This is a genomic window from Mycobacterium sp. ML4 (assembly GCF_054515735.1).
Genome location: NZ_JBTNSY010000029.1, coordinates 54,451 through 62,134, shown reverse-complemented (window position 1 = coordinate 62,134; position 7,684 = coordinate 54,451). Strand labels below are relative to the sequence as shown.

4 protein-coding genes are annotated in these 7,684 nt (G+C 66.0%); 2 read left to right on the top strand and 2 right to left on the bottom strand.

What is annotated here, in order from left to right:
* Together ACX9NE_RS25475 and ACX9NE_RS25470 are read right to left on the bottom strand one after the other, a co-directional pair.
* A partial coding sequence (locus ACX9NE_RS25475; RefSeq protein WP_459364393.1) for an IniB N-terminal domain-containing protein occupies positions 1 to 849 on the bottom strand: 849 nt, incomplete at its 3' end.
* A 277-nt stretch (positions 850 to 1,126) separates the two neighbouring features.
* Positions 1,127 to 1,684: an Rv0340 family IniB-related protein gene (locus tag ACX9NE_RS25470; RefSeq protein WP_459364394.1), complete on the bottom strand. Its 558-nt coding sequence runs from the start codon at positions 1,682 to 1,684 to the stop codon at positions 1,127 to 1,129.
* A 265-nt stretch (positions 1,685 to 1,949) separates the two neighbouring features.
* On the opposite strand from ACX9NE_RS25470, the gene iniR reads away from it, so the two are divergent.
* Positions 1,950 to 4,274, top strand: a complete 2,325-nt coding sequence (iniR, locus tag ACX9NE_RS25465) for an isoniazid response ATPase/transcriptional regulator IniR (protein WP_459364449.1) — start codon at positions 1,950 to 1,952, stop codon at positions 4,272 to 4,274.
* 380 nt (positions 4,275 to 4,654) lie between these two features.
* On the top strand, positions 4,655 to 7,660 hold the full coding sequence (locus ACX9NE_RS25460) for a (Fe-S)-binding protein (RefSeq protein ID WP_459364395.1): 3,006 nt from the start codon (positions 4,655 to 4,657) through the stop codon (positions 7,658 to 7,660).
* The last annotated feature ends 24 nt before the right edge of the window (positions 7,661 to 7,684 follow it).

Here is a 7,684-nt window from a genome sequence, read left to right as displayed (position 1 = left end):
GCCGATCCCGCCGCCGACAGCACCACCAACCTGACCACCGGCACCAACCGCGCCACCAACCTGACCACCGGCACCAACCGCGCCGCCAACCTGGCCGCCTAAGCCAACGCCGCCACCGAGACCGACGCCCGCACCGCCACCGATTCCTCCAACGGCGCCGGCTTGCGCGCCGATCTCGGCTTGCACACCGAAGCCGACACCTGCCTGCGCGCCCAGGCCTACACCGGTTCCCACGCCGCCGCCCAGTCCGCCCCCGACCTGCGCGCCAATCCCAGCCTCGAGCCCAAACCCAACCTCGAGCCCGGCTTGGGCCCCGACACCGACTCCGGCGCCAATGCCGCCGGTCGGCTCGATGAAGGCGAGCCCGGGAGTGGGACCGACAAGACCGGTCTGCACGCCCAGCCCGCTTTGTCCAACGAGTCCGGCGCTGACACCGTTCGCCAGACCCACACCGACGTCCGACGCAACGGCGCCAGCCAATCCGGCGCCTGCATCCGCGGCGATCAAGCCGGCATCAGAGGCAACGAAGCCTGCATCGTTTGTGACAAGTCCGGCGTTGCCGAGAACCGGTCCGGCATCTTGCGCGATGAAAGCGGACACGGCGTTGGGATCCGCCGACGGGATCGCAAAGCCGTGCTGATCCGCCACCGCCTGCTGCAATCCGCCGATCGGGTCGTCGGAGGAAACAAGAACACCAGGGACTGCGCTGGCCACCGCCGAGGAAACCTCCGCGGGTGAAACATTGATCAGTCCGGCGTTGGTCATCGCCTGCCCGGGTGCCGCGACGAAAGATTGCGCTGCCTCTTCGCTGCGAAACAGGCTCAGGATGTAGTCCACCAGCGAGGTCATCTTCTTTCCCTTCAATCGAAACCGTGAAGTTTTTCGCCGAAGTGACCGGCGCTCTGTCATCAACCGTATGGATTCCGCGCCGCCCCCAAATCGGGGTCAGTTCCCCCAGCCGGGGAAATCCCCACCGGGATACTCGGGGATGCCCCATTAGGGGATTAGGGGAAATGCGCGGGCCCCCAATCCCGCGCTGCAAACACCCCTGCTTACAGCATTTCTGCACGTCAAACCCTACTAGCCGCCCGCCACACACGCCATGCCGAACGCTGGAGATTCGAAATCAGGCCTGCAGGCCATGGCCGTCGAAGCCATGGTGATCAGGCTGCGAATCGTGCGTGTGGGCGTCCGGATGAATCACCGAGTGGTCCCAGATCCCGGGATCGCCACCTGCGAAACCGCCGTGATCGAACGCGATATCAGACACCTCACCGCCGGCGAGCAGCGTCGATGGTTCGGGGTGACCGACTGTCGTCGGAGGCGAACCGGCAGGGACTTCTGCCGGCAAAGGCGCCGCCGGCTGCTGGATCACGCCACCGATCATTCCGTGTGGCGCCACAGCGGTTGAGGTGTGCGGTGTGAACGCATCAAGCGCCGCCGTTGCCGCGCCGCTCGCCCACACATTTCCGTGGTCGGCCGCAGACATTCCGGCAGCCGCACCGGTCGGTCCCCCCATCGACAGCGAATCAGACACCATCGGGATCAGATTGTTCACGTCGACGCTGGTCACGTCCGTAAGGTGCGCGTCGGCGATAGCCCGTTCGGGGTTGGCGGCATAGCGTGCAGCGGCCTCGGGATCACGCACCAGCGAGATGACGAAGTCGAGCAGCGAGTTTGCCATCACCCACCTCCCTGCGGCACGCGCCCACCTGGATCAGCACTAGCAAGATGCTATCCGCTGAGCTGACCCCTGTGTTCGGTGCTAACCCCGCCCACCCCCGGGCATCGTTAGGGGGTCGTGCATTAGGGGGATGACGGGGTTACGGGGCTGTGGCGGCTATGGTGAAGAAGCCGCTGATCTCGGCCACGGCAGACAGGGAGTATGCGTTTTGACCGACTCGCTTGCCGACGATCTTGCCAACGCCCTAACCGAGCCCGTCAAGGCGATGGTCGTCGGGGGCATCGGCACCGGCAAGACGACCCTCTTGGCCGCCGCCCGCGACAGCCTGCTCCGCGCGGGTATCCCGGTGCTTACCCGTCCACCGCGAAACGATGATCCGCCCGACGCGGCTTTCGTCGTCGATGACGCCCACCTCCTCTCCGACGCCGAATTACTCAAGCTCAACGAGCGCGTCGACGATCTCCGCGCGACCGTTGTGGTCGCGGCCGAGCCTCACGAGCAGCGCGCAGCGCTGCGCTCCCTGGCGACGGCAATCGCGCGGGAACGGCCGCGGATTGTGCTGGGCCGGCTGCCGGTCGCCGACCATCAGCGGGACTGCACCGCAGGTCTGCCATTTCTCGTGCAGGCGGCAGCGCAGGGCAGTCAGCCAGAGGCAGCCAGGGTCGCGTTAATCGAGCGATTGCGCCGGCTCGACGAACCCGACCTCGACGCGCTCCTGGTCATGTCGTTGACCCAAGAACTGGGCGCTGCGGATATCGCTGTGGCCCTTGACCTTTCGACCATAGACGCCAGGGCAGTGGTCGATCGGGCATACGCCAGCGGACTCATAGATCCGTCACACCCGCCCTCCTTTCTGCAGCTTGTTCATGACTGCGTCGCTCAGATTGTCGGCAACGCCCACCACCGCGAGGTCGAAACCTCTCTACTGCGTTCACAACTGGACATGTCGACGGTGTCTGCGGACTTCGCGTTGCGACTGGCCGAACACGGTCTCCGCGACGACCGGCTGGCCGCCATCCTGTCCCGGCGGGCGGCGGAGATCCGCGACGATGCCGCTCATGCTGCCAGGTTGTACCGGGCGGCCATTCACATCGGCGCCTCCGGCCTGACCCCACATCTGGCTGAGGCCCTCGCTCTCAGCGGTGACTGCGTAGCCGCCGCATCCTTGGCCGACAGTCTTCTCGGCTCAGCGGATTTCACCGAACGCGCCGCGGCGGTGCGGGTCGCAGCCAGCATCGCGGCCCACGACGGCAACAGCGGCCACGCCGCCGAATTGTTCAGCTGGCTGGGTCCTTATCCGGATTCGGTCGTCGGCTCAGCCGGCGCGATCGTGCTCACTGCCACGGGCGACCTTGCGACCGCACAGGCCGCTGTGCGGCTCAGAGACTCCGGTCCTCCCACGATCGCCGCGCGCGCATCACGAAGTCTGGCTGAGGGCCTGCTGCTGACCATTGACCATTCCTATCAGGCGGCCATGGCGCAGCTCAGCCAGTCCGTAGCGGTCGAACACCCTATCGACGACGTATTCCCGGACAGCCCCGCCGCCGTGGTCACGTTGGCCGCGATACACGGTGGCGATCCGGTGCGTGCCCACACTGTGATTGGACGAGCGGTGCGTGCGGACAACAGAGCTTTGTTCAAGTACCGACACCTGTTGCTGTGCGCCTGGATCAAGATGCAAGAAGGTCAACTGCCGGCGGCCAGCGCGGATGTAGGCGCGGTGGCCGATGTGAATCTGCACCGGCGCGACGCACTGTGGGCTGCCGCACTGCAGACCGCCATCGCACGTCGTAGCGGCGATAGCGGTGCGCTGCAGAAGTATTGGCACAAAGCCGTCGAGGTGCTTGCGGAATATTCCCTCGACTTGTTCGCTCTGTTGCCCGTGGGTGAGCTTTGGGTTGCGGCCGCCCGCATGCGCCAGGTGGACCAACTGCGCCAAACCTTGGAAGAGGCCTTCGCGCTGCTCAGCTCACTGGGAAACCCGCCCCTGTGGTCAATCCCGTTGCACTGGGCAGGCGTACACGCCGGCATCCTGGCCAACTCACCGGAGTACGTCGCGCCACACGGACAGGCACTTAGTGCGGCAGCTGCGCAAAGCTCCTTGGCACAGACTCTTTCGAGTGCCGGTCGGACCTGGCTCCGAGTGCTCGCCGATCATGTCGACGCCGACGAGGTCAGCGCGGCCGCCCGATCGTTGGCGCACGTCGGGCTGACCTCCGACGCCACCCGGCTCGCCGGTCAGGCGGCATTGCAGACATCCGACCCGCGAGTGTCCGGCGCCATGCTTCAGCTGGCCCGGGACCTCAAGATCGGCGCGGGTTCCCCCGAAGTGCCCGGCGCAGACGGACAGTCAGAACTCGCCGCCTCGACGCCAAGTCAACCCCCGTCAGGGTCACCGCTATCCGACCGCGAACGCGAAGTCGCCGAACTGCTGCTGCTCGGCCTGCCCTACCGCGATATCGGAGGACGGCTGTTCATCTCGGCAAAAACCGTGGAGCATCACGTCGCCCGAATCCGGCGTCGCCTTGGTGCCGGCTCCCGCTCGGAGATGCTGTCAATGCTGCGCTCCATGCTGGTTCCCCAGACCTGAGCGCCCCCTACGAAGTGGCCGCCCTCACTTCCAAGCCTCCGATAGATCCGGATCGGATCTGAACTTGCGATGTAAAAACTTGGCGTCGGTTATGCAGCTGATTTGACCGTCCGGTCTTGCTGGCGCGTTGGCGAACCCCGACGCGTGGCGGGCGCATCCGCATAGGTTTTCCCGGCGCGCGGTCCGCCCCTTGCGACCGGCGGGATACCGCGCGTGTACGCCTGATCACATTGCGCTCAGCTGGGCTGGTGATCTGCGCAAACTTAGGTTTGCCTACCTCGCGGCCAGAGTCCCGGAGATGTCAGTATGAGCTGGTTGACTAGCAAAGGCGCTCCCGCGCCTCATCGCATCTGAATGACGACGAATCGAGGTGGCCTTCGGTGACCACGCAGACCCTCATCCGGCTCATAGTGGGCATGGGCATGACAGCGGTCGTAATCCTTTTGGCCCTGAAGCGAGTCTGGTGGTTGTACAAGCTGGTCACGTCGGGGCAACCGGCGAGCGGACGCACCGACGACATCGGCGCCCGGATCTGGGCGCAGGTCTCCGAAGTGTTCGGTCAGCGCAAGCTGCTCAAGTGGTCGATACCGGGTGCCGCCCACTTCTTCACCATGTGGGGCTTTTTCATCCTGCTCACGGTCTACATCGAGGCCTACGGGGTGTTGTTCAAGCCAGATTTCGCGCTTCCGTTTATCGGCCACTGGGACGCGCTGGGCGCCCTGCAGGACTTCTTCGCCCTGGCCGTGCTGACCGGCATCGTCACGTTCGCGATCATCCGGATGCGTACCGAGCCCAAGGATTACGGCCGGCAGTCCCGTTTCTACGGCTCGCATACCGGCGGGGCGTGGCTGATCCTGTTCATGATCTTCAATGTCATCTGGACCTACGCCATCTTCCGCGGCGCATCGGTGAATGCTCTGGGTGACGAATTTCCTTACGGCAAGGGTGCGTTTTTCTCCCACGCCATGGGCTCGCTGCTGCATCCGTTGGGTCAGCACACCAACGAGATCATCGAGACCGTCGCGCTGCTGCTGCACATCGGCGTGATGCTGTCGTTCCTGCTTATCGTGCTGCACTCCAAGCACTTGCACATCTTCCTGGCGCCCGTCAACGTCATCTTCAAGCGGCTGCCTGACGGCCTGGGACCGCTGCTGCCGGTCGAATCCGGCGGGAAGCCCATCGACTTCGAAAACCCGCCGGACGACGCCGAATTCGGCCGCGGCAAGATCGAGGACTTCACCTGGAAGGGCATGCTCGACTTCGCCACCTGTACCGAGTGCGGGCGGTGCCAGTCCCAGTGTCCCGCCTGGAACACTGGGAAGCCGCTCTCACCCAAGCTCGTGATCATGGATCTGCGTGATCACTGGATGGCCAAAGCGCCCTACATCCTCGGTGAGAAGGAATCCCCGCTGGAAAGCACCCCCGAGGGTGGAGTGGGCGAAGAGCTGCGCGGCGAGAAGCACGCCGAGCAGCACCATGTGCCCGAGTCCGGGTTCGGCCGCATCATGGGTTCCGGTCCCGAGCAGGCCACCCGTCCACTGGTTGGCACCGCCGAGCAGGGCGGCGTCATCGACCCGGACGTGCTGTGGTCCTGTGTCACGTGCGGCGCCTGCGTGGAGCAGTGCCCGGTGGACATCGAGCATGTCGACCACATCGTGGATATGCGCCGCTACCAGGTGATGATGGAGTCGGAGTTCCCCTCTGAGCTGTCCGTGCTGTTCAAAAACCTTGAAAACAAGGGCAACCCGTGGGGTCAGAACGCCTCCGATCGCACCGCCTGGATCGACGAGGTCGACTTCGACGTCCCCGTTTACGGAGAAGACGTCGAAAGCTTCGACGGCTACGAGTACCTGTTCTGGGTGGGCTGCGCCGGCGCGTATGACGACAAGGCGAAAAAGACCACCAAGGCTGTTGCCGAACTGCTGTCCATCGCCGGAGTCAAGTACCTGGTGCTGGGCACTGGTGAGACCTGCAATGGGGACTCAGCACGCCGCTCAGGCAACGAGTTCCTGTTCCAGCAACTGGCGCAGCAGGCCGTCGAGACCCTCGACGGGCTGTTCGAGGGCGTCGAGACCGTCGACCGCAAGATCGTCGTCACCTGCCCACACTGCTTCAACACCCTCGGCAAGGAGTACCGCCAGCTCGGCAGCAACTACACGGTGCTGCACCACACTCAGCTGTTGAACCGGCTGGTCCGCGACAACAAGCTGGTGCCGGTGAATTCCGTCTCCCAGGAGATCACCTACCACGACCCGTGCTACCTGGGACGCCACAACAAGGTGTACGAGGCTCCGCGTGAGCTGATTGGCGCCGCCGGAGCCACTCTCACCGAGATGCCCCGCCACGCCGAGCGCAGCTTCTGCTGCGGTGCCGGTGGTGCCCGCATGTGGATGGAAGAGCACATCGGCAAGCGCATCAACCACGAGCGGGTCGACGAGGCGCTGGCCACCAATGCCGCCACCGTCGCCGTCGCGTGTCCGTTCTGCCGGGTGATGGTCACCGACGGCGTCAACGACCGCCAGGAGGAAGCCGGCCGCAGCGGTGTCGAGGTGCTCGACGTGGCCCAGGTGCTGCTCGCCTCGCTCGACCGCGACAGCGTGAAGCTGCCGGAGAAGGGCACGGCGGCGAAAGAAGCCGAAAAGCGGGCAGCCAGGGTGGAGAAGGCCGAGCCCAAGGCCACTGCCGCTGCCCCGGCGGAAGCACCCGCAGAAGAGCCGACCGAGAAGCCCGCCGCGGCGGCGCCCGCAGCGCCGGTCAAGGGCCTGGGTCTGGCAGGCGGAGCTAAGCGTCCCGGAGCCAAGAAAGCACCGGCAGCTGCCGCTTCTCCCGCAACCGTGGAAGCCGCCACCCCGGCCGCCCCCGCCAAGGGGCTCGGGATGGCCGCCGGCGCCAAGCGACCCGGGGCCAAGAAAGCGGCGCCGGCCGCCCAAGCCGGCAAAGCCACCGAGGCGCCCGCGGAGGCTGCGGCGACCGAACCGGCCACGCCTTCTGCTCCCGTCAAGGGTCTGGGCCTGGCCGCCGGCGCAAAGCGTCCCGGCGCCAAGAAGGCGGCCCCCGCAGCGGAGCCGGCCAAGGCGCAGGCGGCGCCCGCGCCTGCTGAAGCCGCCGCCGAACCGGCCACACCGGAAGTGCCGGTGAAGGGGCTGGGAATCGCGGCCGGCGCCAAACGCCCGGGCGCGAAGAAGAGCGCACCCGCAGCACCTGCGGCAGCACCAGCACCGGCCAAGCCCGCCGAGCCGGAGCCGGAAGCGGAAGCCGATGCGAAGCCCGAAGCAAAGGCGGAGCCTGCACCGTCCGCTGAATCCAATGGCGACCCGATGCCGCCTGCAGCGCCGGTCAAGGGCCTGGGTTTGGCCAAGGGTGCACGCCCGCCGGGCAAACGCTGATCAAGACCTTGCACCGATCAGCAA

What these genes read in the sequence shown, in the direction of transcription:
- ACX9NE_RS25470 (WP_459364394.1), bottom strand. Translation starts at nt 1,684, where the DNA reads ATGGCAAACTCGCTGCTCGACTTCGTCATCTCGCTGGTGCGTGATCCC.
- iniR (WP_459364449.1), top strand. Translation starts at nt 1,950, where the DNA reads ATGGTCGTCGGGGGCATCGGCACCGGCAAGACGACCCTCTTGGCCGCC.